Annotated in this window: 22 protein-coding genes; 11 read left to right on the top strand and 11 right to left on the bottom strand. The window is 67.4% G+C overall.

All coding sequences use genetic code 11. The features are described 5' to 3' along the window. Positions 1–146: 146 nt before the first annotated feature. From ACYVLP_RS15415 to ACYVLP_RS15395, 5 genes are all read right to left on the bottom strand, one after another. Entirely contained in the window at positions 147–1,736 is a 1,590-nt protein-coding gene (locus ACYVLP_RS15415; protein ID WP_460628222.1) for an MFS transporter, read from the bottom strand. 11 nt (positions 1,737–1,747) lie between these two features. Then, positions 1,748–2,626: an aldo/keto reductase gene (locus ACYVLP_RS15410; protein ID WP_460628221.1), complete on the bottom strand. Its 879-nt coding sequence runs from the start codon at positions 2,624–2,626 to the stop codon at positions 1,748–1,750. Positions 2,627–2,677: 51 nt separating this feature from the next. Next, positions 2,678–3,694, bottom strand: coding sequence for an aldo/keto reductase (locus ACYVLP_RS15405; protein ID WP_460628220.1), 1,017 nt, complete (start codon positions 3,692–3,694; stop codon positions 2,678–2,680). Beyond that, positions 3,691–4,605 carry a helix-turn-helix transcriptional regulator gene (locus ACYVLP_RS15400; RefSeq protein ID WP_460628219.1) on the bottom strand — a complete coding sequence of 305 codons (915 nt, stop codon included), beginning with the start codon at positions 4,603–4,605 and terminating at the stop codon, positions 3,691–3,693. The genes ACYVLP_RS15405 and ACYVLP_RS15400 overlap by 4 nt, the downstream gene beginning before the upstream one ends. Positions 4,606–4,781: 176 nt before the next feature. Further along, positions 4,782–5,246 carry a winged helix-turn-helix transcriptional regulator gene (locus tag ACYVLP_RS15395; protein WP_460628218.1) on the bottom strand — a complete coding sequence of 155 codons (465 nt, stop codon included), beginning with the start codon at positions 5,244–5,246 and terminating at the stop codon, positions 4,782–4,784. 104 nt (positions 5,247–5,350) lie between these two features. Here ACYVLP_RS15395 and ACYVLP_RS15390 point away from each other — a divergent pair, with 104 nt between their 5' ends. Beyond that, positions 5,351–5,857 carry an SRPBCC family protein gene (locus ACYVLP_RS15390; RefSeq protein ID WP_460628217.1) on the top strand — a complete coding sequence of 169 codons (507 nt, stop codon included), beginning with the start codon at positions 5,351–5,353 and terminating at the stop codon, positions 5,855–5,857. 82 nt (positions 5,858–5,939) lie between these two features. Continuing rightward, a complete protein-coding gene (locus tag ACYVLP_RS15385; RefSeq protein WP_460628216.1) occupies positions 5,940–7,499 on the top strand; it encodes a wax ester/triacylglycerol synthase domain-containing protein in 1,560 nt (519 codons plus the stop codon). Between the two features lie 56 nt (positions 7,500–7,555). Here the strand turns inward: ACYVLP_RS15385 and ACYVLP_RS15380 are convergent, their stop codons facing one another. Both ACYVLP_RS15380 and ACYVLP_RS15375 read right to left on the bottom strand, forming a co-directional pair. Then, positions 7,556–8,299 carry an ABC transporter permease gene (locus tag ACYVLP_RS15380; protein WP_460628215.1) on the bottom strand — a complete coding sequence of 248 codons (744 nt, stop codon included), beginning with the start codon at positions 8,297–8,299 and terminating at the stop codon, positions 7,556–7,558. Next, positions 8,296–9,024, bottom strand: a complete 729-nt coding sequence (locus ACYVLP_RS15375) for an ABC transporter ATP-binding protein (RefSeq protein ID WP_460628214.1) — start codon at positions 9,022–9,024, stop codon at positions 8,296–8,298. The genes ACYVLP_RS15380 and ACYVLP_RS15375 overlap by 4 nt, the downstream gene beginning before the upstream one ends. Positions 9,025–9,231: 207 nt before the next feature. On the opposite strand from ACYVLP_RS15375, the gene ACYVLP_RS15370 reads away from it, so the two are divergent. Continuing rightward, positions 9,232–10,407, top strand: a complete 1,176-nt coding sequence (locus ACYVLP_RS15370; RefSeq protein ID WP_460628213.1) for a sensor histidine kinase — start codon at positions 9,232–9,234, stop codon at positions 10,405–10,407. Then, entirely contained in the window at positions 10,404–11,099 is a 696-nt protein-coding gene (locus ACYVLP_RS15365; RefSeq protein WP_460628212.1) for a response regulator transcription factor, read from the top strand. Before ACYVLP_RS15370 ends, ACYVLP_RS15365 begins: the two co-directional genes overlap by 4 nt. A 56-nt stretch (positions 11,100–11,155) precedes the next feature. Here the strand turns inward: ACYVLP_RS15365 and ACYVLP_RS15360 are convergent, their stop codons facing one another. Next, the gene (locus tag ACYVLP_RS15360; RefSeq protein WP_460628211.1) at positions 11,156–13,873 is read right to left on the bottom strand and encodes an ATP-binding protein; all 2,718 of its coding nucleotides are present in this window, start codon (positions 13,871–13,873) and stop codon (positions 11,156–11,158) included. 154 nt (positions 13,874–14,027) lie between these two features. Between ACYVLP_RS15360 and ACYVLP_RS15355 the strand changes: the two genes are divergently transcribed. Beyond that, entirely contained in the window at positions 14,028–14,606 is a 579-nt protein-coding gene (locus ACYVLP_RS15355) for an OsmC family protein (protein WP_460628210.1), read from the top strand. Next, positions 14,603–15,763 (top strand): NAD(P)/FAD-dependent oxidoreductase, encoded by a 1,161-nt coding sequence (locus tag ACYVLP_RS15350; RefSeq protein ID WP_460628209.1) that lies wholly within the window; start codon positions 14,603–14,605, stop codon positions 15,761–15,763. The genes ACYVLP_RS15355 and ACYVLP_RS15350 overlap by 4 nt, the downstream gene beginning before the upstream one ends. Before the next feature lie 406 nt (positions 15,764–16,169). On the opposite strand, the gene ACYVLP_RS15345 is transcribed toward ACYVLP_RS15350, so the two are convergent. From ACYVLP_RS15345 to ACYVLP_RS15335, 3 genes are all read right to left on the bottom strand, one after another. Then, positions 16,170–17,321 (bottom strand): reverse transcriptase domain-containing protein, encoded by a 1,152-nt coding sequence (locus ACYVLP_RS15345; protein WP_460628309.1) that lies wholly within the window; start codon positions 17,319–17,321, stop codon positions 16,170–16,172. A 212-nt stretch (positions 17,322–17,533) separates the two neighbouring features. Further along, positions 17,534–18,091 (bottom strand): SLATT domain-containing protein, encoded by a 558-nt coding sequence (locus tag ACYVLP_RS15340; RefSeq protein ID WP_460628308.1) that lies wholly within the window; start codon positions 18,089–18,091, stop codon positions 17,534–17,536. Positions 18,092–18,718: 627 nt separating this feature from the next. Then, entirely contained in the window at positions 18,719–19,444 is a 726-nt protein-coding gene (locus ACYVLP_RS15335; RefSeq protein ID WP_460628208.1) for a uracil-DNA glycosylase, read from the bottom strand. A gap of 694 nt (positions 19,445–20,138) precedes the next feature. On the opposite strand from ACYVLP_RS15335, the gene ACYVLP_RS15330 reads away from it, so the two are divergent. The 5 genes from ACYVLP_RS15330 to ACYVLP_RS15310 all read left to right on the top strand — a co-directional run bounded on the left by ACYVLP_RS15330 (position 20,139) and on the right by ACYVLP_RS15310 (position 26,586). Then, positions 20,139–21,140, top strand: a complete 1,002-nt coding sequence (locus tag ACYVLP_RS15330) for a hypothetical protein (protein WP_460628207.1) — start codon at positions 20,139–20,141, stop codon at positions 21,138–21,140. Between the two features lie 502 nt (positions 21,141–21,642). Further along, positions 21,643–22,557, top strand: a complete 915-nt coding sequence (locus ACYVLP_RS15325; protein ID WP_460628206.1) for a tyrosine-type recombinase/integrase — start codon at positions 21,643–21,645, stop codon at positions 22,555–22,557. A 137-nt stretch (positions 22,558–22,694) separates the two neighbouring features. Next, positions 22,695–22,940, top strand: a complete 246-nt coding sequence (locus ACYVLP_RS15320; RefSeq protein WP_460628205.1) for a toxin HicA — start codon at positions 22,695–22,697, stop codon at positions 22,938–22,940. Further along, entirely contained in the window at positions 22,940–23,293 is a 354-nt protein-coding gene (locus tag ACYVLP_RS15315; protein ID WP_460628204.1) for a type II toxin-antitoxin system HicB family antitoxin, read from the top strand. Before ACYVLP_RS15320 ends, ACYVLP_RS15315 begins: the two co-directional genes overlap by 1 nt. Before the next feature lie 893 nt (positions 23,294–24,186). After that, positions 24,187–26,586 (top strand): SGNH/GDSL hydrolase family protein, encoded by a 2,400-nt coding sequence (locus ACYVLP_RS15310; protein ID WP_460628203.1) that lies wholly within the window; start codon positions 24,187–24,189, stop codon positions 26,584–26,586. The last annotated feature ends 141 nt before the right edge of the window (positions 26,587–26,727 follow it).

The raw sequence follows: 26,727 nt of genomic DNA, 5'->3' as shown, positions 1-26,727 counted from the left end.
CGAGTGGGCGCTCAGTCCCACCCGTCACAGGCAACAGTCACAGGGCAACGGTGACGCGTGTGACGGGGCGCCCACTCGACGGGTCTGGGGGCGGCATCCGGCTGGGGCGCGTGGGACGGAGTGCTCACTCGACGGGTCGATGGGCGTCACGGGGGCAGGAGGTGGATGGCCGTCGCCGGCGGGTCGGAGAAGCCGAGCGCGGCCTGCTCGACCGCCTGGTCGGCACCGGTCAGCCTGCCCTCGTGCTGGCGCAGGTGCTCCTCCCAGGTCGCAACCCAGAACTGCTCCACGAACCGGTCACGGTGCTCAGCGTCGCGGGACAGCTCCCACCGGATCGCACCCGTGCGCAGCCGGGATCGTCGCAGCTGCTGCATCGCGGCCAGCCACTGCTGCTCCCGCTCGAGCGCGATCGTGTAGCTCACCGCGACCTGCACCGGCCCGGTCGCCGGGTCCGGCGGCAGGGCGACGCGGGCCTCGCCCCAGTAGGCGACCGGGTCCAGGTCGTCGGCGCCCGCATCGGGCACGCGCCGGACCAGACCGATGCCAACGGCCACCAAGGCCAGCAGAGCCGAGACCGTGAACGACGCGACCAGCCCGACGCGCGCGGCGACGACGCCCCAGATCAGGGCGCCGACCGCCTGGCATCCGGTGAAGACCATCGTCCAGATCGCCATACCGCGCGCCATCACCCAGCGCGGCAGGAACAGCTGCAGCTCCCCCACCAGCGTCGAGATCGTCGTCGTCCAGGACAGGCCCGCGGCAACCAGGATCACCAGCGTCAGGCCGAAGCTCGAAGTCCTCACGGTCGCCAGCAGAGCTGCAGACATCAGCACCCCTGCCACGGTCAGTGTGGCGTTGGTCGACAGGACCAGCCGGACCCGGCCCAGCACCAGCGCACCCGCGATCGCCCCGATCCCCAGGGCGGCGAACATCACCCCGTACCCGCCCGGCCCGACGCCCAGCTGTCGCGAGGCGATCAGCGGAAGTAGCGCCCACAGTCCCGACGCCGGCAACAGGAACAGGGACAGCCGGACCAGGATCCGGCGTGCAGCCAGGTCATGCCACGCGTACCGGCCACCGGCCCGCAGCGCCGGCCAGAACCGTTCCCGAGTCGACGTGGTCTCGGTGGGGACGCGGCGCCAGAACAGCAGCGCGACCGCCAGCGGGATCACCGACAGCGCATTCAACGCGAACACCGTCGGCACGCCGAATCTCGCGAGCACCATGCCGGCGAGCGCCGGGCCGGCGGCCCGGGACACGTTGACGCCGACCATCTCCAGCCGCGCCGCCGACCGGATCTGTGGACGCGGGACCAGCTCCGGGGTGCTGGCCTGCCAGGCAGGCAGCTGCACCGCCGCACCAGCCCCGAGCAGGAACGTGAACGCCAGCAGCAGCGACGGCGGCATCCGCCCGATGAGCGTCAGCGCCAACAGCGCGACCCCCGCCACCAGGAAGTACACCTGCACGCCGAACAGCAGCCATCGCTTGTCGAAGGAGTCCGCCAGCACCCCTGCCGGCAACGCCAGCAGCATCACCGGCAACGTGTTCGCCGCCTGCACCAGCGCCACCACCGCCGCCGCACCCGGGGCGTCGACCAGCAGCCACTGCGCACCCACGGTCTGCATCCAGGTCCCCATGCCGGAGATCAGCACCCCGACCCACAGCACCGCGAAAGTTCGCTGCCGCAACGGCGCCCATGGCGACGACTCCAACACCGGGGACCTCGAGGTCATCATGCCGCCGGGGCTCAGGCCTCGGGGATCGGCAGCCCGTGCTTGGCCAGGCTGATGTCCTCGGGCTCTGGGCCACCACGCCTGCCGGTGTCGAGGCCGTCGATGGCGGCGAGCTCGTCCTCGGTGAGCATGAAGTCGAAGACGTCGATGTTCTCGGCGATCCGCGCGGGCTTGGTGGACTTGGGTATGACGGATCGGCCGTGCTGGAGGCCCCAGCGAAGCATGACCTGAGCGGGCGACTTGCCGTGGGCCTCGGCGACTCTGCCGATGACGGGGTCTTCGAGCGCGCTGGTGTGGCCGCTGTCGCGATAGAAGGTGATGCCGCCGATGGGTGACCACGCTTGGTTGAGGATGCCGTGCTCGGCGTCTACGTCCTGGACCTCCCGCTGCTGGAAGTACGGGTGGATCTCGAGCTGGTTGACCGCCGGGACGACCGACGCGACCTCGAGCAGCGCGCGGATGTGGTCGACCATGAAGTTGCTGACGCCGATGGCGCGGACCAAGCCGTCGGCCAGGAGCGTCTCCAGCGCGCCATAGGCCGCGAGGGTCTTGTCGAAGTTGCTCGGCAACGCCTGGTGGAGGATGAGGAGGTCGACCTGGTCGACGCCCAGCTTGCGGGCACTCTTGTCGAAGGCGTGCAGGGTCTCGTCGCGCCCGTAGTCGCTGATCCAGACCTTGGTCTCGACGAAGATCTCGTCCCGCGGGATGCCGGAGTCGCGGATAGCGTCGCCGACCTCGCGCTCGTTGCCGTATGCCGCAGCCGTGTCGATGTGTCGGTAGCCGAGCTCGATCGCTGCAGTGACGGCGGCGCGGGTCTCGTCGGAAGGCGTCTGGAAGACGCCCAGGCCGAGGGCCGGCATACGGACGCCGTTGTTGAGCGTCAGGGTCTGCATCAGGGGTCCTTTCCGGGAGGGTGTCTGCTTGTCGGCCCGAGAGCCCGCTGGTCAGCGGCGGCGCTGGTCGGGCCGGAGCTCCTGGTCGCCGTAGCTGTTGTCGTCAGGGTTGAGGGTCACCCCTGGCGCGACGAGCTCGTCGATGCGGTCCAGGACGTCTGTGGTCAAGGTGCGCTCGGCGGCGGGCAGGTAGCTTTCCAGCTGGTCCATGGTGCGTGGCCCGACGATGGCTGCGGTGACACCGGGGTGGCTGACCGCGAACGCGATGGCCAGCTCGATGAGCGGCATACCTGCCTCCTCGGCCAGCTGCGCGAGCTCCTCGACGACGTCGAGCTTGCGCTGGTTGGCGGGGCTGGACATGTCGAACCGGGCGCTGGGCCGCGCGGTGGAGGTGGGCCGGGCGTCAGCGCCCTTGCGCCACCGGCCCGAGAGCCATCCCCCGGCAAGGGGGCTGTAGGTCAGGATGCCCATGCCGTGCCGGAGCGCGGTGGGCAGCACGTCCGCCTCGATGCCGCGCACGAGGATCGAGTAGGGCGGCTGCTCGGTCTTGAACCGCTCGAGACCCCGGTCGCGGGTGACCCACTGGGCCTCGACGATCTGGCTGGCGGCATACGACGACGATCCGATGTAGCGGACCTTGCCCTGGCGCACGAGATCGGTCAGGGCCGACAGCGTCTCCTCGACGTCGGTGTCCGGGCTGGGCCGGTGCACCTGGTAGAGGTCGATGTGGTCGGTGCGGAGCCGAGCCAGGGAGTCCTCGACGGCGCGCATGATCCACCGGCGGGACCCGCCGCGGTGGTTGGGGTCATCGCCCATCGGCATGAAGAACTTGGTGGCCAGCACGACCTCGTCGCGGCGTCCCTTGAGAGCCTTGCCGACGATGCGCTCGGACTCTCCGGCGGAGTACACGTCGGCGGTGTCGATGATGTTGATGCCGGCATCGAGAGCCCGGCGGATGATGCGAACGGAGTCATCGACGTCCGGGTTGCCCCAGGGGCCGAACATCATGGCGCCGAGGCACAGTGGGCTGACGTGGACGCCAGTGCGTCCCAGCGGTCGGTAGTTCATGCTTGCCCTTCGTGTCGAGCGCCGACAGAAGGCGCGGGCCCTGACAAGGGGGCGGTCGGTGCGGTGGGTGCGCTGGGTGTCGTCGTCCAGCTGGCGAGCAGGGCGATGGCGTCCGCGGCCGGACTGTCGGGTGCGGCCGTGTAGACGTTCAGGCGCTGGCCCTCGTCGCCGGGCAGCGTGAACGCCTCGAAGTCGAGGGTGATCTCGCCGACGAGCGGGTGGTGGAAGCTCTTGGTGCCGGAGCGGTGGTAGCGGACGTCGTGCGCCGCCCACAGCTGCCGGAATCTCTCACTGCGCGTGGACAGCTCGCCGATGAGGTCCTGCAGCTCCTTGTCGTAGGGGTCGCGGCCGGCCTCGGCGCGCAGGTACGCGACAGCGTCGCCCTGGACCCTCTCGTAGTGGGTGAAGAACTCCGCGGCGTCCGGGTTGAGGAACACGAACCGGGCTGTGTTCGGGTGGTCGGACTCCTCGAAGATCGGGCTGTACAGGGCTCGGCCGAGGTCGTTCGCGGCAAGGATGTCGAAGCGGCCGTTGCGGAGGTAGGCCGGCGTCGGCATCAGGTCGAGCATCCGCTGGATGGTGGGCCTGACGCGCCGACGCGACGGCGCCGTGCGGGTCGGCCTGCCCGTCGCGGCCGACCGGACCAGGCGGTAGAGGTGGTCACGTTCGGCCTCGTCCAGCTGCAGGGCATGGGCGACACCGTCCAGGACAGTGTCGGACACCGAGCCGACGTTGCCGCGCTCGAGCTTGGTGAAGTACTCCACGCTGATGCCGGCCAGCAGCGCCGCCTCCTCGCGACGCAGGCCGGTGACGCGGCGGTTCGACCCGTACACGGGCAGCCCGGCCTGCTCGGGGGTCAGCCGCGCCCGGCGGGTCACCAGAAAGTCGCGGAGCTCGTCCTTGGGGTTCACGGTCTCCACGCTAGATAGCCGAGAGACGTCGTGGCAGCCCCTGCCGGTACCCCTATCGACAGGGCCAGCCAGGTCCGGCATAGGACAAGGCTCCTGTCGCCGAGCATCGCGTGCGACGACCATGACGCCACAGCCCAGCTCGGTGAGCGCGCCTGCTGCGGCGCAGCCGGCCGCGATCAGGAGGGTCTGGGTCTGCGGTCGGCGAGGTACTCGGCCGGCATCCCGGGGCCGGGTCGGACACCGATCTCGGCCGCGGGCACAGCTCCGTGCGTCTGGCACACGGCCTCCACGTGCACCTGCCCGCCGCAGTCGTCGTGCAGGTAGACGATCGGCGGCTCGCCGGGCGCCGCCCACCGGTCACCCCAGTGCGTCAGCGCGACCATGGCCGGTGCGAGGTCACGTCCCTTGTCTGTCAGCACGTACTCCCCATCGTCGGACTGCATGATCCCGGCGGCGACGAACGCCTCGAGCCGGGTCGAGAGCACGTTGGTCGCGATGCCGAGGTTGTGCTGGAAGTCGCCGAACCGCGTCACGCCGGCGAAGACCGCGTCGCGCAGGATCAGCAGGCTCCACCGTTCCCCGACGAGCTCGAGCGCGCGGGCCAGGGAGCAGACCTGGGAGTCGTATGTCTTGCCGAGCATGGAAGAAGAGTAGGCCAAATCACTTGCATCATGAAAGTGCTGCGTTCTAGGGTCACTTGCATCAAGCAAGTACGTATCCCAAGCGCACCGGAGGGGCACCACCCATGAGCAGCAACCTCACCCACACGTTCAGCGTCGACCAGTCGCCGCACCAGGTCTTCGACGCCATCACCGACGTCCGCGCCTGGTGGGGCAACCTGGTCGGCGACACCCACACCGTCGGCGCCGAGTGGGTCTACGTCGTGCCCGACATCCACTACACGAAGTTCCGCACGACCGAGCTCATCCCGGGCGAGCTCGTCGAGTGGGTCTGCGTCGACAGCTACCTGTCGTTCCCCGAGGACAAGCACGAGTGGACCGGCACGACGGTGCGGTTCGAGATCACCCAGCCCGACGGGCCTGCCGGTCGCACGAAGCTGACCTTCACGCACGTCGGCCTGTCCAACGATGTCGAGTGCTACGACGTGTGCAACACCGCTTGGGGGCAGTACATACTGGGCAGCCTGCGCGACCTCGTCCTTGCCGGAGCGGGTCGACCGATGTTCTTCAGCAACCAGGAGTCGCTCGACGCCGCCCTCGCCGGAACTGTCGAGAACCCCCTCGTCTCCTGAAGCCGGTCGGCGGCACCGCACCCGGTCCCGGATCATCGGCCAAACCGGTGGCGGACGGCCGGCGCGGACCTACGGTCGGGGTGTGGACACATCGACTCCGCACGGCACGGGTCGGGCGGTCGCCCGGGTCGGTGGGCCGATCGATCGGCTCAGCCCTAACGACCTCACGGCACTGGTCACAGACCGCGGCCCGGCGCCGATGAACGTCGCCGCCGTCCTCGTGGTGGACGGCGGCGAGGTGCTGGCGCACCGGGAGGTCACGAGGCTCCTCGGCGAGCGGGTGGGCTCGGTCCCCCGCCTGCGCCAGCGCCTGCGGCACGCGCCGCCGGGCTGCGGCCGTCCCTACTGGGTGGACGACGACCGGTTCGAGATCGAGGGCCAGCTGCACTTCGAACGGGTCGACGGCGAGGGTGGCGAGTCCGGCCTCTGGGAGTATGCCGCAGCGCGGGCCTGCACCCCCCTCCAGCGGGACCGTCCGCTGTGGACTGCCCACTGGGTCAACGGGATCGGCTACAGCCGGGCGGCCCTGGTCATCGTGGCCCACCACGTCGTGGCCGACGGCATAGGTGGCCTGGCCGTCCTCGCGGCGCTCGCCGACCCGCCGGCGCTCGCCGACCCGCCGGCGCTCGCCAACCAGCCGGCCCTCGCCGATCATGCGGCGCTCGCCGACCCGCCGGCGCTCGCCGACCCGCCGGCGCTCGCCAACCAGCCGGCCCTCGCCGATCATGCGGCGCTCGCCGATCATGCGGCCGTCGCCGGACGTACGGTGGACGCCGGCCAGGCGCACCCCGAGCCACGTCCCGCGCACCCGGGCACGCGGCATACCTCGCCGACGGTGGCCGAGCTCGCGACCGACGCCTGGCAGGCGCGCCTCGACGGCCTCCGTCATGCGGGAGCCAGGGCTCGACTTTCAGGAGCCGGCCTCCGGGCCCTCGGGATCGGGCGGCAACGTCCGCGGCTCGTGTCGCACACGTCCCTCAACCGCCCGTCTGGCCCGCGCCGGCGCCTCGGCCTGGTCGAGCTGCCGCTCGAGGCTGCCGTGTCGGCGGCGCACCGGCACGGCTGCACGGTCAACGACATCGTCCTGGCCGCCGTCGTGAGCGCGATGACGGACGTCCTGGAGGGCCGTGGCGAGCGGGTCGAGTCGCTTGTGGTGTCGGTGCCGTACTCGTCCCGCGCCGAGGCGGGTCCGGACCAGCTCGGCAACCGCACCGGCGTCGTCCCGTTCCGAATCCCGGGCGCCGGGTCCAGCGCGCTGGAGCGGCTGCGCTCGGTGGCCGAGCAGTCGCGCGCCCAGCGCGGGCGGCCACGGGCGGCCTCCGCCGGCCCCCTGGGCCTGGCGTTCCGTGCCCTCGCGCAGGTCGGTGCCTTCCGGCTCTTCATCGACCACCAGCGACTGGTGCACACCTTCGTCACCAACGTGCGCGGGCCCTCGCGGCCACTCGCCTTCGGCGGCTGCGAGGTGAGCCGGGTCGTGCCGGTAGCGGTCACGCCGGGCAACACTTCGGTGACGTTCGACGTGCTGTCGTATGCCGGGAGCCTGGGTGTCACCGTCGTGGCCGACCCCGACGCTCTGCCCGATCCAGGAGGGCTCGCCAGGCGGCTCGAGACACGGCTCGACGAGCTCGTCGCCGGCGGCTAGGGCGAGGCCGGGAAGGGCCGCCCGATCTCGGATCGGGCGGCCCTTCGGCTTGTCTCTCAGTGGGATTCGCGACTCAGGGTGAACCGCGCGGCGACGGCTGACAACGCGATGGCCCACCCGGTCAGGACCGCCGCCGACGCCACGGGCGAGAGCAGTGCCGAGCCGGCGCTACCGACGCTGGTGAGGGCCAGCGCCGCACCGGCGGGCATCCACTTGGCGATGTCGGGCGCGGCGGTCGCGAGGATTCCGGTCTCCACCAAGAGGGCCCACGCGAGGCTGCCGAGGATGGCGGCGACGGTGTTGCGGGTGATCGCGCCGACGGCCACGCCGAGCATCCCCCACAAGGCCGACGACACCGTGGCCCCGACCCACAGCTGGGTCACGTCGACCGGCAGCGACTCGACGCCGCGGGCGCCGTACACGATGTGCGCCTCGAGCAGCGCCATGCCGAAGACCGTCGCGCCGAGGATGGCACCCAGACCGGCGGCGGTGACGAGCTTGGCGGCGAGCACCCTGCCCCGGCGCGGGGTGGCGAGGTAGGTCGAGACGATGGTCCGGGTGCGGTACTCCCCCGCCATCATGATGATGCCGATGGCGAGCATGACCATCGAGGTCAGCGCCGCCACGGACAGGGCGTGGTTGACCTGGTCGGTCGAGCCGAACGGCGGGCCGCCGGGGTTGGGGACCAGCGCGTTGGAGGCGACCGACACCGCTCCGAGCACCACCGTGACCGCGAGGCTGACCCACGCGGCGGGCGTGGTCCGGAGCTTGTGCAGCTCGAGAACGATGAGACGGGTCATGACCAGGACTCCTCGGCAGTGGCGGCGTGGGTGGGGTGGGTGACGCTCTGGAAGAGCGACTCGAGGTCGCTGTCGGCGACGAGGTCTGCGAGCTGCCCGGCGGCAGCGAGCCGGCCGTTGCTGATCACGATGAGGTCGTCGGCGACGGCCTCGACCTCGCTGAGCAGGTGGCTGGAGAGCAGCACGGTGCCGCCGCGGTCGGCGAAGCCACGCAGGAACCGACGCATCTCCCGGATGCCGTCCGGGTCGAGCCCGTTGAGCGGCTCGTCCATCACCAGCACCGATGGGTCTCCGACCAGGGCCGATGCCAGCGCCAGACGCTGCCGCATGCCGAGGGAGTAGCCGCCGACGCGCCGTCGCGCAGCTCCCCCGAGGCCGAAGCGCTGGAGCAGCTCGTCGGCGCGGCCGGGGTCGACGCCCGCCTGGAGCGCGGCGATCCGCAGATGGTTGCGGGCGGACCGGTTGGGGTGGAACCCCTGGTCGAGGACGGCCCCGACGACGCGGGTCGGGTACTGCAGGTCGCGGTACGCGACGCCGCCGATGGTGGCGGTGCCGCTCGTCGGCTCGGCGAGGCCGAGCAGGATCTTCAGGCTCGTGGTCTTGCCGGCGCCGTTGGGCCCCACGAAGGCGGTAACCCGGCCGGGCATCGCCACGGCGGTGAACCCGTCGACGGCGGTGACGGCGCCGTAGCGCTTCGTCAGCTCGTGGAAGGACAGTGTGGACATGGCGGCTCCTGAGTTTGTCGGGTGCTCCCCTTTCGGGGTCGTCCACCACGGTCCGCCCCGAGCCGGGTCGTCGTCGTCGGCCCCGAGGGCGGTTCTCCGGCTCCCTCCCACGGCCGACGCGGGGACCTTCACGCCCCCCGGCATACGCCTCTGGACGTACACCCGAAAGCCGATCCGCGTCCTCAGCCGCGCGCCTACCGTGGACGCATGGCCAGACGCTGGTGGCAGATGCCGCGCATGGACCCGCGCGTCTTCGACGCGGTCGTGGCGGCCGTGCTCCTGGCTCTGCTCGTCCTGTCGTTCCCGGGCCGTGTCATGCCGGGGCAGCGCCCCGCCGACGGGGCCGCCTGGTTGCTCGCGATAGGACTCAGTGCCCCGTATGCCGTCCACCGCCGGTATCCGTCCGCGGCCCTGGCCGTGGCCCTGGCCGCGCTCGTCGCCTGGTCGGCGGCGCACTTCGCGCCGTACCCAGCGCTCGGCGTCTTCGCCGTGCTGTTCGGCATCACCCTGCACGGTGGTCGCCGCCGAGAGTCGGTCATCTCGCTCGTTGCCACCCTCGTCGCACTCGTCGCCGCGCTGGCGCTGCAGCCGCCCGGCGTGGCGGGTCCGAGCGACTGGGCCGCGACGCTCCTGGCAGCTCTGGTGGCGTGGCTGGGGGCCCACAACCTCAGGCAGCGGCGTCTGCGGTGGGCAGCGCTCGAGGAGCGGGCCCTCCTCGTCGAACGCGAACGCGCCGAACGCGAACGCGCCGCGGTCGCCGCCGAGCGGCTCCGGATCGCCCGGGAGCTGCACGACGTCGTCGCCCACTCGATGTCCCTCATCGCCGTGCAGGCGGGCGTCGGCGCGCACGTCATCGACACGGACGTCGCCAGCGCTCGCGCCGCGCTCGATGTCATCGAGTCGACGTCGCGCGACGCGCTGACGGAGATGCGGCGGATGCTCGGCGTGTTGCGGGACGGGACGGAACCCGTCGACGTGCGGCCGGCACACGGGCTCGCCGACCTCGACGACCTCGTGGCCGAGGTGCGACGGTCGGGACTCGGCGTGCTGCTCGACCGCCCCGCCGACGTAAGGTTGCCTGCCTCCCTCGACCTGACGGCATACCGCGTCGTGCAGGAGTCACTGACGAATGTGCTCCGGCACGGCGGGCCCGTCGCGCACGTGCGCCTGGGGATGACCGACGACTGCATGACGATCGAGGTGACCGACGAGGGACGCACGTCGGCTGAGCGTCGCGATGCTCCCGTCGAGTCCGGCGGACACGGGCTGGCCGGGATGCGAGAGCGCATCGCGCTCTACGGCGGCACGTTCGAGGCGGGGCCGCTGGCGGGCGGTGGGTTCCGGGTGCGAGCAGTCCTTCCTCGAGTCCCGGCATCGCGATGACCGCGGCAGAGCACATCCGGGTCGTGGTCGCGGACGACCAGGCGCTCGTGCGCGGCGCGTTCGTGCTGCTGGTCAACTCGGCACCCGATCTCGAGGTGGTCGGCGAAGCGGCCGACGGTGCTGAGGCGCTCGATCTCGTGGAGTCGCTCGCGCCGGACGTGGTGCTCATGGACATCCGGATGCCTGTCATGGACGGCCTGGCCGCGACCCGCAAGATCAGCGAGCTCGACTGCGCGACAAAGGTGCTCGTGCTGACCACCTTCGACCTCGACGAGTACGTCTTCGCGGCGCTGCGCGCCGGGGCGAGCGGGTTCCTCGTCAAGGACACGCCCCCGGCGGGCCTGCTCGACGGCATACGCGTCATTGCGCGAGGAGACTCCCTGCTCGGACCGACCGCGACCCGGCAGCTCATCGAGGAGTTCGTCAGACGGGGGACGTCGGAGCCGGGCGTCCCAACTGCCGTGCCGCAGTCGCTGGGTGCCCTGACCGACCGTGAGCGAGAGGTGCTCGGCCTGGTCGCGCGCGGGCTCTCGAACCGGGAGATCGGCGAGGCACTGTTCGTGTCCGCGGCGACCGTGAAGACCCATGTCAGCCGGCTCCTGATGAAGCTGGACGCGCGCGACCGCACCCAGCTCGTCGTGCTGGCCTACGAGTCGGGCCTGGTCAGTCGGCGAGCGTCGCCCGGCAGCTGAGCGCCGCAGCCAGATCTCGTGAGAGATCCGTGTGGCTGCGGCGGGAGCAGCGCGGTTCACCGCCGCGACCCCATCGGGTCTCCCCCGGCGAGGACGCGGGTCCGCTCAGCCTGGTAGGGACATCCGAGCGCCGCGAACGTCCCGGTGAGCTCGAGGACCCCAGCGCGGTCCCCTGCGGCGATCGCTGCGGCGCGATCCACCATTGCAGCGGTGATCGGGTTGCCCCGCGTAGCCCGGCGGGCGCGTCCGATGCGGTTCGTTGCATCGTCCCGGCGCGCAAGCACGGCCGACTCTGCCCAGACTGCGGCATACCACGGTCGGAACAGCGTCTGACCGCCGTGCCACCAGGTAGCCCCGTCGTCGACGTCGACCGCGAGGCGGCGTAAGGCGCTCGCCTCGTCTCCCCGATGTAGATCCACCATGGCGTCGAAGGTCATCTCCCAGGCGAATCGGTCGATGGCCGGTTGCCCGCCGATCAGGTCCTCCGTGACCCGCACCCAGTCGGCGCGGCGTGCGTCGTCACCGAGGATTCCGTGCACCATGGCCACGGCGTGGGCGCAGCTTGCGACGTTCGGCACGACCGGACGGCCATCGCGATCCCAGCTCGACCGGAAGCCGGCTGCGTCGCGTAGGACATCGTCGAACCGACCTGCCAGGGCCTTGACCTTGAGCCGGCGGGCTATGCCGAGAAAGTCCCCGTCTCGGTGGAATGGCAGGTGAGCGAGGCGGTCGGCGTACTCGACTGCACCGGTCAGGTCACCGGCCGCAAGCAGGACCTCGGACCCGTACTGGAGGTGATCGCTGTGCTCGAACCCCGCGCGCGGCACCATGGGCATCGAGCCCACCAGCGCGTCCCTACGGCCCACCGTCTCGACCGCGGACGGGAGGTCGTTGAACCGAAGATGCAATGCGGTCAACAGGTCCAGCGCAGCGTCCTGGAGGACCGGGTCACCCACTCGGCCTGCCAGCTCGACCACCTGCTCCGCCCGAGGCACGGTGAGGTCGACGTAGTCGGCGAAAGCCTGCGCCACGGCTACGACCGCCTCGACCGTGTCTGATCCGTCCGAGTACGCGGTGGCCTCCGCGATGCGAGCCGCACCCTCGTCGGGCGTAGGGCGCTCCGACATGATGCCCGGCGCCCGAACCACCATCAGCGACATCCACGCGAGGTCGCGAGCGGCGCCGGGGGTGTCGCCCAGCGACAGAGCGAGGTCCGCGGCTCGACGGAGCAGCCGCACCATGTCGTTTCCCGCATACCCCGTTCCCGCTGCTCCAGCGGCGTTCCGCAGGTGTGCGATCCGTTGTTCCGGTGCCGGGTCCCACTCGGCAGCCTGCTCGAACAAGCGCTGAGCCTCGATGACTCGGCCGCGGAGCCAGAGCTGCTCGGCCAGCCGAGCGGCCAGCTCAGCGGCCTGGGCAGGGTGGCCATGGTGCGTGGCACAACGCAGCAACGCGGCCCTGGCGTCATCGACAACCCGGTCGAGCCTCATGCACCACGCATCGTCGGGTTCCGCTGTCGCGATGTCGACGAGCCTGGCGCGGCAGAACGCCTCGTGGCGCAGCTCGATCTCGTGGCGCTCATGCGTTGCGTCGAGCTGCTCCTGGCCGTACTGCCGGATCGTCTCCAGCGCGCGGTATCGAGTCTCCGCCCTGCGGTCGACGAGCAGCAGGCTGTGATCCACCAGACGCGCAAGGCCGTCGGCGGCCGCGGCGCGGCTCCTCGACGGTGCGGCCACGGCATACGCGGCATCGACGTCGAACCACGAGGCGAAGACGGCAACCCGCCGTAGCAACGCCCGGTCGGCGGAGTCGAGCAGATCGATGCTCCAGCTGATGGTGTCGCGCAGCGAGCGGTGCCGTCCGGCGGTGTGGCCGCCGACGGTTAGAATGCGCAGCGGCTCGCGGAGTCCAGCCTCCAGCCCGTCGAGGCCGAGGGCCGGGTATCGCGAGGCGGCCAGCTCGATCCCGAGCGCCACGCCGTCCAGCATCTGGCACAGCCCAGCGACTCGAGCGGTATCGGTGACGACCTCGCCCGTAGCCTCGCCGACGCGGGCCCGGAACAGCTCCACCGCGTCATCCACCGCGAGCCCAGGCACTGGGTACAGGCTCTCGTAGGGCACCAGCAGCCGGATCCGGCTCGTCGCCAGCACCGTTACCTCGGGACATCCGTTGACGATCAGCTCGACGCAGTCCCGGACGCCGTCGAGCAGGTGCTCGCAGTTGTCCAGCACCAGAACCCCGTCGCGGCGGGCCATCGCGGCGACCAACGCGGCCTCTGGCTTCGATGCCCACTGCTGCGACGTGCCAACGGCATCGGCCACAGCCCCGACCACCCCGGCCGGATCGGTGACCCGCACGAGGTCGACGAACCATGCGCCGTCCCGGCGCTCCGAGGCGAGGTCGGTGGCGACGCTGAGGGCCAGTCGGCTCTTGCCGATCCCTCCGGCCCCGATCGCCGTGACCAGGCGATGCTCGCCGAGCGTGCGCGCCAGGGCGGCACGCTCGTCCACCCTCCCTACGAACGTGGTCACCGGCACCGGGAGCGCGCCACCCCCGGCCAAATGCGACGCGGCGTGCCGGGCCAAGGCACGCCGGTCGGGCAGCTCGGTCTTGCGCAGGAGCGCCGCAACGTGCGCCTCGACCGTGCGCACGGAGATGAAGAGCTCCGCCGCGATCTGAGCGTTCGTCATATGCCGGCCGACCAGCGCGAGCACCTCCCCCTCGCGCGCGGTCACCGTGGTCCAGGCCGCACCCGTGGCACCCGTGCCACTCATGGCACCCAGTGTGCCCCTAGGTGGCGGGGTACGAAGCGCGTAGGTAGTGCACATCGGTAGTGAGCACTGATGTGCCGGCGCGCGGTGCACGGCGACTCTCGATGTCACGGGCCCGGCCACGGAGGGCGGGCCACATCACCGACAGGAGCACACCATGAGCGCCACTTCCATGACGACGAGGGACAACCCGGTCCGCAACGGCGTGGACACGCCCGCGCTGTTCGCGACGCTCGACGCGGTCAAGGGCGACCCGGAGCTCGCCGAGTTCCAGTTCCGCGTGACGAACGAGTGGGTGAGCGGAACGCACAACAGGTCGACGATCCACGACTTCCATGGCTGCAAGCAGGAGATGACGCACGCGTCGACGTGGACGTACGACGCCGACCATCCGGCCGTGCTGGTCGGCAACGACAACGGCCCGACCCCCGTCGAGTACGTCCTCCACGCCCTCGCCGCATGCCTGGCATCGGGCCTGGCCAACATCGCCGCGGCGCGCGGCGTGAACCTCGACCAGGTGACCACTCGGGTCACGGGCGACATCGACCTGCGCGGCATCCTGGGCCTCTCCGACGACGCGCGCAACGGCTTCAAGCAGGTCTCGGTCCACTTCGCGCTGCGGGGCGACGACCCGGACAAGCTCCGCGCCGTCGTCGAGCAGTCGCGCCGCCGCTCAGCGGTGTACGACCTGCTGACCAACGGCGTGCCGGTATCGATCGAGGTTGACGCCGGATGACGTACGACGTGGCCGTGGTCGGCGCCCGCGCTGCTGGCGCGTCCACCGCCCTCCTGCTGGCCCGCGCCGGGCTGAAGGTGCTGCTCGTGGACCGCGCCGCCTATGGCACCGACACGCTGTCCACGCATGCGCTCATGCGTGCCGGGGTGCTTCAGCTGTGCCGGTGGGGACTGCTCGAGCGAGTGATCAGCGCGAGCACGCCGCCGGTGCGGCAGGCCACCTTCCGCTACGACAGCCGCGTCATCCGCGTCCCGATCAAGGCGACGCACGGGGTGAGCGCGCTGTACGCCCCCCGCCGGACTGTGCTCGACCCGATCCTGGTGGATGCCGCGGTCGCCGCTGGTGCCGATGCTCAGTTCGGGGTCGCCATCGCCGACGTGGTTCGCGATCGCACGGGGAGGGTGAGGGGCCTGGTCGGTCGTCGGCGCGATGGTCAGGCTTTTCGGGCGGAGGCGAGGATTGTGGTGGGGGCAGACGGGATCCGGTCGACGATCGCCGACCGGGTCGGCGCGGCCTTCGACCGGGTTGGCTCCGGCGTCGGCTCGACCACGTACGGCTACTGGCCCGGCCTGCAGGTGGACGGATACGAGTGGAACTTCCGCCCGAACGCCTCCTCCGGCGTCATCCCGACCAACGGCGGGATGGCCTGCGTCTTCGCGAGCGCGACACCACGACGGATCGGCCGCGGCGGGGCCCGCACCATCGTGGAGATCCTCAGCGCGGTGGACCCCGATCTCGGCGCCCGCCTCGCCGAGGCCCCGCCTCCGTCGACGCGGACGTTCACCGGCCTGCGCGGTTTCGTCCGCCGCTCCTGGGGGCCGGGGTGGGTCCTGGTCGGCGACGCAGGCTACTTCAAGGACCCACTCAGCGCGCACGGCATCACCGATGCGCTGCGAGACGCCGAGCTGCTCGTCCGCGCGATCGTCGGCGCACTCGACGGCGACAGCGAACGCGACGCGTTGGAGGACTACCAGACGAGCCGCGACTCGCTGTCGCGCAACCTGTTCGAGGTGATGGACGTGATCTCCGGCCACCGCTGGACGGACGGCGAGATCGGCGATCTGCTGCTGAAGCTGAGCGCCGCGATGACGGCGGAGGTGGACGTCCTGGCCGGCCTGGGCACCCCACCGGCCATTCGCCTGAGTGCTCCCGGGTAGTTAGCGATTGGTTCCCCTCCAGTCCACGCCTGCCTGGGCTTCGCGTCCCTCCACCATGGAGGAAGGCGCGCGTGAGATCGCCGCCCTCACCTTGCTTGACGGACGACGATGGCCCCAGCCGACGAGGACGATCCCAACAAAGGTGGCTTGGCCGCCATCAAAGCGATTCCGGTGGCGGGCTCGGAAACCGCGACATCTGGCTGCGGGCAGCCGGACGCGCGTCATTCCGCCCACTATGGGCGGCTCTGCCGCCCTCAGGGACGCCTCGGGGCGCTGCCCCATGGCCGCGTAAGGACGGTCGTGACGAGCGTCGCCACTAGACGCATGGTGAGCGCGGTTCCCATTCAGCACCTCCGTGATAGACGGGCGATCATGCGGTCGGAGTGCCTAGCGACCCGTGCAAGGCTCAAGAGAATAGTCCAACATCCTTCTCTAGTTCATTGACCGCTTGGCGGATTCGCTTGAAGAACTCCGTCCTAATCTCAGGATCCGCGAGGCCTGCGGCGGGAGCACCCATCCGCTCCAGTTCCCGCCTCATCTCTTCAACGCCGAATAAGTCGAAGTTGGGGATGTACCGGAGGGGTCGAGCGGATGGATGCCTAACGCACCAGTACGCCCGAACGAACGACTTGAAAGGGCGACCTGACACGAACCCGAACCTTTTGGCGAATCGTGATACGACGTTGTCCAACTGAGACAGAAGCGTGAGGTCATTCATCTGGCGGAAGTATTGCAACCAACCAATCGCGGCCCGATTGTATATACATCCAGTGATTGTAAGGTTCACGGTCCAAATACATCGTTGCCTCGCGAACGCTTCCCGCTTGGGATCGGCGGCCGCATCCCGCCTGTAGGCTGTGAAAGCACGCGCGAGCGCACTCTCCAGGCGCAACACGCTAGCTCTCCGCACAGATAGCCCAGCGGGAGTGAATATGTAACCAAGGTAGTCGAAGCCATCAGAAACCACGCCGGTGCTCGACTTCCCCGAGGTGCCCATCTCATGCAGTTTGAAGCCAGCATCCTCAAAAAGTCGCGCGCAATCCGCGGCCACAGATTCTACTGTCGAAGAGTCAGCGAGTATGAGAACATCGTCTACAAACCGAATATACCAACAGTCCGATCTGATCTGCATGGCTCTGTCGATTCCTTCAACGGCAATCTCAGCCAATAGATTCGAAATAGCCAAGCCTTGTGGAACCCCAACATCGGACGCTGCATGAGAGCGGACCTTTGGCGCCCTATCGGCCACTGTTGGCGTTCTGACCGATTCGAGGATGAACTCAAGGGGCGCGGATTGGCGGCTGCGGGCCCGAAAGACGCGCGCTATTTCGCTGTGTCTTACGCTTGGGTAAAAGTTCTTAACGTCCAGTTTTGCATATGCATTGAAGCGGCTCGTTGCAAGCACTGCACAAACTGACTCGACTGCGGTTTGAGGCAAGTCGGGACGTGAACTTGGAAAGACGTCCAATAGATATCCGGCGACGGCTTTGATTGCAACACGATCTCTAGCTGTAGGGATAGAGATTACACGAGGCTCCTTTCCCGCCCCTTTCGAGATGAGGAGCTCACGATATTAAGTGAATTGGTACCCGCCCATCCGCAATCTATGGCTCATACGCCTCGAAATACCGCGAATATCACCTGCCAGGGCCTCAGGAATCAATCCATCCCGGCCCCTCGAGAGTCCGCCCCTCACATGGTCTTCGTAGACATGCACCAAGTGCGATGGCGCGGTGACTCGGCGAAACTCAGATGACGGTATGCGTCGAGTCAAGACAGCCAACCAAGGAAAGGCAAGAGCATTGCGAGCGCTATCAGGACTGAGGCGTAGGGAATAAGGCTCAGGGTCCGTTCCCCGACAACTTTGGACCATTGCTGACCCTCTGGGAAGGCCCGATAGAAGTCGGCCGAAGTGTGATTTTCACTGGCCTCAACTAGGAGATCGCTCTCCCTGGCGTATTCAGTGAGCATTTGTTCCCTCGCGGCGTCATCTAGTACTGCGCGGCGCTCCACGTCCTTGGAGATCTTTTGAAAGCGTTTGTAGTTGGTTTCCATCGCACTGCTCCGCACGCCGTAATTCATGTTCGCGACAACAAGAGATGCGGCGAGGGAGAGAACTGAAAGGCATGCCAGGAGAACTTCACCCTTCTCCCCATAGATCGACTGGTCCACGAGGATGCCCACAGATCCTATGGTAAGTGCGGTGGACACTGAGACTAGGGCCACATTCCACGCCGTGCCGCGAGTTGAGAGGCGACGATGGGCTTCCAGGCGGGACTTGTAGGTCCGATAGGCCCGCCGCTCTAGGTTCGCCAAAGCCTCTTCCACTTCCGCACGCGGAGATGTTGGGGCATCGGCCACTCGCCGTAGACGGCGGAGAAACACATCAATCACCACCAGAGGTAGCCTCACATGCGCACAGACATACGCACGCGAACGACAACGAGGTCGTATTTATCAGTCCTGCCCAAGCGGCTGCTTGAGCAAGTGGCCGAGCCCGGGAAACCATACCATCCACAGCTCCTGTTCACATGTCGCTCGCCCAGGAGGAGGACAAGTGGCGCTACGGCGGCACCAGGAGGTTGCGGTCGAAAGGAGCGGCGAGTTCCACCACCTGGGCTACCTGGGCGACCTGGGCCCCGGCGTCGCCTGCCGCGGCGATATGGCCCCATCTTGTGCTGTCGGTCAGAGGCCCCAATTTGCAAGGCCGTGGTCGCCGGTCGGACCAATGCGCTGTCTGCACGAGTGCCGCAAGGCATCCCCGGTCCGGAGCCCGGGTCGCGGCGCATGTCATCGGCCCGCGTAGCTGCCATGTCAGGCTGGACGCTGCACGGTCTGTAAAGCAGCGGCGCGCTTGCTGCCGGATCAAGGCCTCGCCTGCCATCTGATTCGAGCTATCGGGTGTGAACAGCGTCGTTGTCGAACCGGGGAGTCATCGGTTGCCCGCGGCCTTCGTCAGCGTGCGTTCCAATCGACCTCTGGGTCCCCGCGCTGAACGAACCACTCATTAACCCTGGCGAAGGGGCGCGATCCGCGGAACGGCTCCTCGCAGCCAGCCGTGCGATTAACGGATAGCTGCGCTGGGTGGCTCGACGCGAAGACCTCGATGTTGGGCCCAAGGTATCGTCGCATGCGATGAGCCGGGACTCCCCACAACATCGCGGCGACGGAGCGCTTCTCGGCCTCTACCGCGATCGCCTTCATCGTTGGAATGACGATGGGCGCCCACCACTTAAAGTGCCGGCGCGGCCGCGTCGATGGATCGCGCGGCACGGTCAGCGCTCGGTTCAGGAGCATGACGCCCCGGTCCGCCCAGGCGGATAGATCTCCGTCCCCGCCGGGTTCATAGCCAGAACGCCGGAGCTCGCCGTAGATGTTCTGAAGCGAGGCCGGCACGGGTCCCTCGGGTCCAGTGGAGAAGCTGAGACCCACGGCGTGCTCTTCATTGGGGTACGGATCCTGCCCGAGGATGAGAACGCGGACACCCGTCGGCGGCACCTTGAAGGCACGCCAGATGGTGTTCTCCGATGGCAGGTACGGGCCGGCCGCAGCGAGCCGCGTGAGGCAGTCCTCGATCTTCCCGTCAATGTCGGGAGCGACCGCTCGGAGAGCGTCCGCCCAGCCCGGGGCGATCTTGTGGTCTTCGACCAGCAGATCCAAAGTCATCAAACGCTCGCCCACGCTGGCGAGCCTAGCCATGCCCAGCGGCCGGTGTGCCCCCTTTTGGCACGGAGGTGGACGCGCAGGGAGGTCTCTGATGCCGCTCAATGCCGTCTCATTGGTTGTGGCGCGGGATCATGCGACATCGATGGTCTCCGGTCGTGAGTCTTTCCGCCGCGAAGAGCTCGCGCACGTTGGGGTGAGTCCAGAGTGTGGTCTCCGAGCTCGGCGCCGCTCAGCGCAGACGGCAGCACGCGGGTTCAGTCATATGGATGCAAACGACCACCCAGGCGCCGCCGTGGCGGCGCATTATCTCGGGATTGTCGGCTCGCGAGCATGGACACCTCAAGGGCCTTACGTGAGGAACGCGTTGGACGACGGAGTCCAGACCCACGGTTGTTCGAGCGGAGTTGACGCAGGACGGCCGTCAAACCGGCAGCTTCGCTGCTTTTGAAGCAGTGCGCCCTTCTACGACGTGATGAAGGTGCGGTTGCGGCGCGAGCGGAATCCGTGAGAGCGGATCAGCTTTCCTTGTGTATCCAGGTTCCCAGCAGTCTACAGGCCGCTGAGGGTTCGAGCGCGACCTTAGCATCGGCGGTCGACGCGACACCACGGAGAGCCCGCCCACCGGGCACCCCACTCAGTTATTCGCAACCTCGCTCCCCTGATCTCCCTCTACCGCTACGCTGCGGGAACCACACACTCCGGAGGTCAGATGAGAACGATCATGCGCTTCACCGTGGCAGCCGATGATGGCGTCGATGTGAGCGACAGGGTTACGCAGTCGCTCGCTGAGTATGGATGGGTATCGCCCAGTCTGTCAGTCGAACGAAACGATCTGGTCACCATCGCCACGAACGTAATAGACGCCGCCTCAAGGGCCAACAGGGATCTGCCAGTCAGCCCAGATAGTCAGTACATCCAGGCAGCCATAGATCGTCACTTCAACCTTAACGTGTCAAAGAACGCCCCAGCCACTGGACAGCAACCAGGAACCAATAGATTCGCTCCCAATACTTTCGAGCGGAACTGCCTGGAGCAAGCGATCTTGATCCTTACTCAAATCAAGGACGAGAATGACCGGCGCGAGGCCTTCCAGCGCGAAATGAAGATTTTCGTCGGGCCTGAGTTTGAAACGTATGGAATCGTGTTTCTCGGCGTGTATGGGGCCGACCCCGTCGGGCAGTCAGCATTCCAGTCGCGATTGAGATGCAACGATCTCAATCGCCTGCAATCGGCGTCCGTCTCCTTTGTCTCCGCCATGAACCCGTCGAAGACGTCTACCCGCGGATTAAGGCATACGTCGCCTGCAGCATCGGTGGGAAGGCGCAAGGGGAGGTCGACGCCGTTCGACACGACATTTACGAGGGTCGAAATACGTTCGGTTGCCAACGAGCATCTGTTCACGGGGCGAGTCGTCCCTATCAGGGGGAGACTGTCACTCCTTCGCCAAACGTTGGCTGACCGCTCCGCTAAAGTCCTTGGAGCGTTGAGCCTCTCCCTAATCGCCGCTTCCGCCGCACTCTTCGCTTTCGCCCCCGACCAAGGATGGTGGATGTGGACGGAGCAACTGACGGGGCGCCTAGCTACCGGCGCTTTTGGTGCGCTGTTGGTCGACGGAGCCATGGATTACTCAGCTCTGCGCCGAGCGCTAATGGCGGGATCGGGAGCGGTAACGCACGGAGCAATTATCGACTGGAAACGGCATGACGGCTGACTCCGATATCCGTCCCCGTCTCAGCAAGAGCGTACGGCCTCACCTACTGCTGCCCGAAGGTTGCGCGATATTGCGTTCGGTGCATCGCCGCGAGTGGCAATTCGCGCGTCATTCCGTTGCCGCGTGACGACCCGCTCGCCGCGCCGTTGCGTTCATACGCCTCCGGCGCCCGTGTCGCTTCCGCAGCATCTCTACGGGTCCGGCGCCTCTGGTTGCGCTATCGCGCCGCGCCTGAAGGATAACCTCATGACCTGGGTTGACGCCGCTTGGCGCGTGTTCACGATGTCGATGGCGTAGTTCCGCTCGTGGTTCTCGAGAAACGAGCTGCACCAAGCGCGCCGCCGATGCACATGTCGTTTTCGCCCGGTCGGGCCCGCGTCATACCGCCGCGTGCCGACGCGAGCGCCGATTCAGGTCTAGCGTCACTGGACCCCAGATGCCCGACCGCGCCGGCGGCGAGCGAGGTCTGGCCCGTTAGCCAGTCGCCGCGTGAGGTGAGGTCATGTCCGTTCCGTCGACGCTTCTTCCGTTCCAACCGGCGACGATGTCGACCGCCCAGCTCGCGGCGGTGTCCTACCTGGCCCGGTATTCCGGGCGTACCCACACCCTTTACGCGTTGCAGCTGCAGCGGTGGTTCGCGTGGTGTGAACGTAACGGGCTGGACGCCCTGACCGGGGTTCAGCGAGCCCACGTCCAGCTCTACATCCGGCACCTCGGGGAACGCGGGTTGATGGACTCCTCCGTCAACACGATGATGCACGCCGTGCGGGGCTACTTTCGCTTCGCCCACATCGACGGGCTCATCGCCACCGACCCGGCCATCTACGCGCGGCTGCCGAAGATCCACCGCGACGAGTCCCGAACTCAGGGCCTGGACCGGCTCGAGCTGATTCGGTTCCTGCAGGTCGCCCAGACCATAACCGTGCACCACGGCGCCCTGGCCTACCTACTCGGCATCAACGCCCTCCGCGCGTCCGAAGCCGCCGCAGTCCGGATCGAGGACTACGGCGACACCCTGCGCGGGCACCGGGTCCTGCATGTAGTCGGCAAGGGCAACAAGCCCGCCACCATGCCCGTGACCGTCCCGGTCCTACGGGCACTCGAGGCGTGCCGCGGCCAGCGCATGACGGGGCCGCTGGTGCTGCGACCGGTCTCCGGGAAGCCGATCGACCGCCGCGACGTGTACCGGATGGTCGCGCGCATCGCGAAGACCGCGGGGATCCCGCGGCACATCAGCCCTCATTCGCTGCGGCACGCCGCCATCACCAACGCCCTCGACGCCGGCGTCCCGCTGCGCGACGCGCAGATCCTCGCCCGGCACGCCGACCCGCGAACCACCGAGCACTACGACCGCGCCCGCGGCAACCTCGACCGACACGGCGTTCATTTCCTGACCGCCTACGTCGCGGGCGTCTAGCACGATCCTCCCCAGACTCGCGACACGGCGCGGGACTGCATCGTCGGCGCGACACATCCCACCCTGGGCGAGGCCCGCACCCATACGACCGCGCATGCCGCCTTGGTGATTGGTACTGCAGGTAGTACCATTAGTTGATGGCCTCGGTGGAGTCGATCGTTGCATCGATGCGCAACAACCAACAGAACATCGCCTACAACGACCTCCACAAAGTCTGCGAACACTACTTCGGGAAGCCCCGTCAAACGGGGTCATCACATGCGGTGTTCAAGACCCCATGGCCGGGTGACCCTCGCGTCAACATTCAGAACGACAAGGGCAAGGCGAAGGCCTACCAAGTTCGCCAAGTGATCAAGGCAATCGACAAGAAGGAGGCCGAGTGATGAACACGCTAGAGCGGCCGCAGGTCGACGTGTCTCACTACACCTACCGTGTTGCCTGGTCGGTGCAGGATGATGAGTTCGTCGCCACTGTGGCAGAGTTCCCGTCCCTGTCCTGGTTGGCACCGTCTCAGATCGAGGCGCTGCAAGGGCTCGAAGCCGTGCTGACAGATGTTGTCCTCGATATGCAGGAACAAGGCGAGGACGTGCCGGAACCGATCTCTGAACGCAGCTACTCCGGCAAGTTCAACCTGCGACTGGGCGAGAAGCTGCACCGAGAGGTGGCTTTGCGCGCGGCAGAGGAGAACCTGAGCATCAACCAGTGGGTCGTTCGAAAGCTCATGACAGACGGCTGACGCTCCCAGTTCCAGCACTCGCCCACAGCTGTTTCGTTGCGTCCTACCGCCGCGAGTCGGCCAACCAGTCCGGCAGCCAGAATCGACCGAACTGAACCATGCCCAGAGCGTTGGCCGCATCGAGGAATCGGGCGCGCATTTCCGTGCAGCCTTCGCAATGCGAAGACCACCGGGGGGGGCTGGATCGGGCGGCCAAGGCACGTCCGTCAAGTCGATGAAGACCGGCAGGAAGCCGAGCCCGACAAGGTCGCCCAGGCTGAGACGCTCCTCGTCTCCGTGGCCCAGCGCTGACGATGCGCGCCGAGGGCCTATACGGACTTGCGAGGTGGGGGCGGCCAGAAGCTCGCCCGAGAGCCAATCCGAATGTCCGGCGCCCAACCGAGTGCCTGCCAGCGGCGGGCCAGGATGGTGTTGACCTCCAGCGTGTGACCCTACCTACCACACCGTGTCACGCTTGTCCCGAACTTGAGAATGAAGCAGATGCCATATGGGGTGTTAGACGGACGAATGCCGCGACCTCAACAGATCTTCCCTCGAAGGTTTGTCGCATCAAGTAGCCTGCACCACGTTGGGCGGTTGACCCCGCTCCTAGCCGACTCGTAACTTCGGCTTGACCCCTTAGGAGTGGGCAACTGGGGAAACGCAGGGAGCCACCGAGTCGTGGCTCAACTGGCCGCCCCGAAATCACGAGTCGCTGTGGAGGCATTGTGAAGGCACGCACCCATCGAGTCCACGTGCGAATGGCCATTGCGGTCCTTCTCGTGGCGACTGCGCTGACGATGCCTCAACCGGCCCAAGCGGCTACCAAGACGTATACAGCAACCCAGACAATCCCAGTGCCGCCAGCATCTAACTACGCCGGAAGCGGCGGCGGCGACGGGTGGGCAGTCGCGATGTCGACCTCCGAAGTCTTCAACGTCTTCCATCATAGCGGCAGTCTGCAAGTGGCGTGCCACAAGCAGTCCGACGCAAGCGAGTGTTGGGCTCCGAAGACCATCACCGACACGTCGACCGGATCGAGCTTTGCAACCTCAGGGCAACCTGGCCTGACCTTCAATCAGCAGAGCAAGCGGCTTTTCGTGTACGCGACGCGCTCCGACCAAACCGCCGGCGTCGTCTGCGTCGACACTGTTGGCGCCTACACGTCAGCAAACCCATTCTGCGGATTCACCGCATTGACCGCGCAGGGAGCGGCGCCGCTGGTGGGCGGGATCTCTGGGCTGACCAACCCGGTCACCGTCGGTAGTCGCTGGTATGCCGTCAACATGGTCTCCGGGGTGGTTGCCGGTCCCGTGGGAACCGCCATGCTCTGCTTCGATCTCGACCAGACCGGCCCCTGCGTCGACCAGCCCTTCACGATCGATGCACCAGCCGGGGTCCTCGCCAACGGCAGTTGGCCGCCGTCCCCAACGATCAGTGCAATCGGAGACCGCATCATCGTACCGATGCGCTCGGGGACTGACTACTTGACGTGCTTCAGCACCGACTCGCACGGAGCTTGCGCCGGCTCATGGCCCGTGGCACTCGACATCCCATTCTTTACGGCCTCCGGTGGCCCCTTCCCGCTCCTCAACGCCGACGGGATTGCCGGTGGGGTGTGCCTGCCGTGGACCGGCGCACCCTGTTGGTCCCTCCTGGGCGAACCGATTCCGTCTCCAGCCGGCCTGGCCGACACCATGCCCGTCACCGTTGGCTGGAACGGCTCCTCGGTTCAGATCGGCGCCCGGGTGTACGTGCCTGATGCCCCGCGCTCGCAGGTGCACTGCTACGACTTTAGCGCCCTCGCTAGTTGCACAAACTTTCCGAAATCGTTTCCCTCGCTGAGCTACCTCTACACCGTGAATGCGGATCCGCAACGGCCGACATGCCTCTGGGTCAATGCCGATACTGGACTGCAGATCCAGAACTTTGACGCGTACACAGGCAGCACGTGCGGCGACGGCCCAATCCGCGTGCTCGCCTCAACTTCCATCGTTGCGTCCGCCGAGTGCCGGCCTACCGCCTACACGAGGCTTAGGGTGGTGGCGCCCGCACGCCAGACATACGCAGACGGCTCTGTCGAGTTCCAGGACGGCAACGCCAATCCCATCGCTGGGCTAGACCCAATGCCGCTCGACGATTCAGGCGCCGTTTCACTCGAGGGACTGGGCCTGACCACCGCGGCGGGGTTGCCTCAATTCTTGATCACTCTGGACAGAGCCGGGGGCAATCCCTCTGAGGTAGTCGTCGAACTCACCTGGCAAGGCAGCGACGACGCGAGCTGCGTCAAGGCGGGAACGTCAAGCGGCATAGACAGGTACGTCGCCCTCGGTGACTCCTACTCCTCGGGCGAAGGCAACCCTTCCTTCATGTCCGGGACTGACAACCCCGGCAAGAACGAGTGCCACCGGTCGAGCGATGCTTACGGCCCACGCATTGCTTCCTCGCTCAATATTCCAACCTCTAGGTTCACGTTCAAGGCGTGCAGCGGTGCTCTTCTAGCCGACATCGCCGATAGGATCGGGAATAGCGGGCAGTGGAACGAAGGCCCCCAGTTGGACGCCATTTCCGCCTTCGGAGTGCCTGACCGGAGCGTCGACCTCGTAACGCTTACCATCGGAGGCAACGACATCGGCTTTGCTACTGGTCTCGGCTCCTGCGTCGGCGGATTCCAACTGCCTCACGCTGCGGTCGAATGCCTTACGGCACTAAACCGTCTATCGGCTAAGGGACTGCTCCTCATCAAGCAGGGCGGAAGGATAAACTACCGGGTCAATGAGCCATCCGACTGGACCTTCTGCGGCGCAGCCAAGCAGCCGACCTGCGCGAACAACAATTCTTGGAAATCGGTCAACGTCGCGGACCTAAACGGCATCCTCGGTAAGATCCGAGATCGAGCACCGAACGCGCACATCGTCATCCCGCTGTACCCCCACCTCTTCCCGGAAGACCCTCCGGCTAAGTGCATCGTGGGACAGGCGCAGAATCGGATTGGAACGACGTTCAGCTACACGATCAGCAAGGCGGCCGCTGATCGCATGAACCAAATCAGCGATGATCTAGATGCAGCCTTGATGGCTGAAGTGCGCGACGCCAAGGCGCGTGGGATTAACGTTGACTTTGTCGAGACCAGAGATGCGTTCCGCGGCCACTCGGTGGAATGTATTGACGATCCAAATGCCACCACGTCACCATGGATCCGAGGCCTGGTCTTCAACGACGGATTCCTCGCAGTTTCGGTTTCGCCGTTCAGCTTTCACCCGAATGTGGCCGGTCAGCGCGCATTTGCCACCGCCGTAGGCGTCCGGATTTAGTGACCCGAGTTCGAACCTTTCCTGGAGGTGTGCCCTCAAGGGTTGGCCGAAGTTCGTGCGGGACTGCACTGCGAGATCCCGGTGCTCGACACGATACACAAGGCATGGGCGAGGTTGGATGCTACGACCAGCCCTGCCGAC

It is taken from the genome of Intrasporangium mesophilum, from assembly GCF_054783095.1.
Note: the sequence above shows the minus strand (reverse complement) of the source record. Positions and strands in the feature narration are given on the sequence as shown.

What these genes read in the sequence shown, in the direction of transcription:
- ACYVLP_RS15415 (WP_460628222.1), bottom strand. Translation starts at nt 1,736, where the DNA reads ATGATGACCTCGAGGTCCCCGGTGTTGGAGTCGTCGCCATGGGCGCCG.
- ACYVLP_RS15410 (WP_460628221.1), bottom strand. Translation starts at nt 2,626, where the DNA reads ATGCAGACCCTGACGCTCAACAACGGCGTCCGTATGCCGGCCCTCGGC.
- ACYVLP_RS15405 (WP_460628220.1), bottom strand. Translation starts at nt 3,694, where the DNA reads ATGAACTACCGACCGCTGGGACGCACTGGCGTCCACGTCAGCCCACTG.
- ACYVLP_RS15395 (WP_460628218.1), bottom strand. Translation starts at nt 5,246, where the DNA reads ATGCTCGGCAAGACATACGACTCCCAGGTCTGCTCCCTGGCCCGCGCG.
- ACYVLP_RS15390 (WP_460628217.1), top strand. Translation starts at nt 5,351, where the DNA reads ATGAGCAGCAACCTCACCCACACGTTCAGCGTCGACCAGTCGCCGCAC.
- ACYVLP_RS15380 (WP_460628215.1), bottom strand. Translation starts at nt 8,299, where the DNA reads ATGACCCGTCTCATCGTTCTCGAGCTGCACAAGCTCCGGACCACGCCC.
- ACYVLP_RS15375 (WP_460628214.1), bottom strand. Translation starts at nt 9,024, where the DNA reads ATGTCCACACTGTCCTTCCACGAGCTGACGAAGCGCTACGGCGCCGTC.
- ACYVLP_RS15370 (WP_460628213.1), top strand. Translation starts at nt 9,232, where the DNA reads ATGGCCAGACGCTGGTGGCAGATGCCGCGCATGGACCCGCGCGTCTTC.
- ACYVLP_RS15365 (WP_460628212.1), top strand. Translation starts at nt 10,404, where the DNA reads ATGACCGCGGCAGAGCACATCCGGGTCGTGGTCGCGGACGACCAGGCG.
- ACYVLP_RS15360 (WP_460628211.1), bottom strand. Translation starts at nt 13,873, where the DNA reads ATGAGTGGCACGGGTGCCACGGGTGCGGCCTGGACCACGGTGACCGCG.
- ACYVLP_RS15355 (WP_460628210.1), top strand. Translation starts at nt 14,028, where the DNA reads ATGAGCGCCACTTCCATGACGACGAGGGACAACCCGGTCCGCAACGGC.
- ACYVLP_RS15350 (WP_460628209.1), top strand. Translation starts at nt 14,603, where the DNA reads ATGACGTACGACGTGGCCGTGGTCGGCGCCCGCGCTGCTGGCGCGTCC.
- ACYVLP_RS15330 (WP_460628207.1), top strand. Translation starts at nt 20,139, where the DNA reads ATGAGAACGATCATGCGCTTCACCGTGGCAGCCGATGATGGCGTCGAT.
- ACYVLP_RS15325 (WP_460628206.1), top strand. Translation starts at nt 21,643, where the DNA reads ATGTCCGTTCCGTCGACGCTTCTTCCGTTCCAACCGGCGACGATGTCG.
- ACYVLP_RS15320 (WP_460628205.1), top strand. Translation starts at nt 22,695, where the DNA reads ATGGCCTCGGTGGAGTCGATCGTTGCATCGATGCGCAACAACCAACAG.
- ACYVLP_RS15315 (WP_460628204.1), top strand. Translation starts at nt 22,940, where the DNA reads ATGAACACGCTAGAGCGGCCGCAGGTCGACGTGTCTCACTACACCTAC.
- ACYVLP_RS15310 (WP_460628203.1), top strand. Translation starts at nt 24,187, where the DNA reads ATGTCGACCTCCGAAGTCTTCAACGTCTTCCATCATAGCGGCAGTCTG.